This window comes from Vibrio sp. 1069 (assembly GCF_033340555.1).
Window position 1 is genome coordinate 1 of record NZ_JAWOWP010000845.1, and the last position, 540, is coordinate 540.

1 protein-coding gene and 1 pseudogene are annotated in these 540 nt (G+C 52.0%); both read left to right on the forward strand.

The genetic code is table 11. The annotated features are described in order from the left end of the window. A pseudogene (locus R7040_RS29380) lies at positions 1 to 94 on the forward strand (C4-dicarboxylate ABC transporter); the annotation flags it as partial. A gap of 12 nt (positions 95 to 106) precedes the next feature. Further along, the coding region (locus R7040_RS29385; RefSeq protein ID WP_318098038.1) for a TRAP transporter large permease subunit at positions 107 to 540 on the forward strand (434 nt) is incomplete at its 3' end.

A 540-nucleotide genomic window follows, 5' to 3' on the forward strand; every position in this document is an offset into this window, starting at 1 on the left:
TATGGCGGTGAGTGGCGTTGGTTTGCTGCTGCACTCAGTCAATAAAATCGTTAACCCTCATCTTATCTATGCCGGTAGCAACGGTAAGTCGTAAAAGGAAGTCATTATGATCGGTATAGTGATGTTTTTTGTGGCGCTCTTTGCGCTACTGCTCGGGTTTCCCGTCGCGTTCACATTCGGCGGTATTGCTCTTATTTTTGGTGTTTGGGCAGAGGGCATGGACATGTTTGCCTTCATGCCATATCGAATTCAATCCATCATGGAAAACACGGTGCTGATGGCTGTACCGCTGTTTGTTTTCATGGGGCTCGTGCTGCAAAAAACGAAGCTAGCAGAGCAGCTGCTGGAATCGATGGGGCGTCTGTTTGGTGGCGTCCGTGGCGGCATCGCAATTTCGACGGTGCTGGTGGGCGCGCTACTTGCGGCATCGACTGGCGTAGTGGGGGCATCTGGGGTTGCCATGGGGTTGATCTCGCTGCCTGTGATGCTCAAATACAACTATGACAAAGGCCTCGCGTGCGGAACCATTTGTGCTTCAGG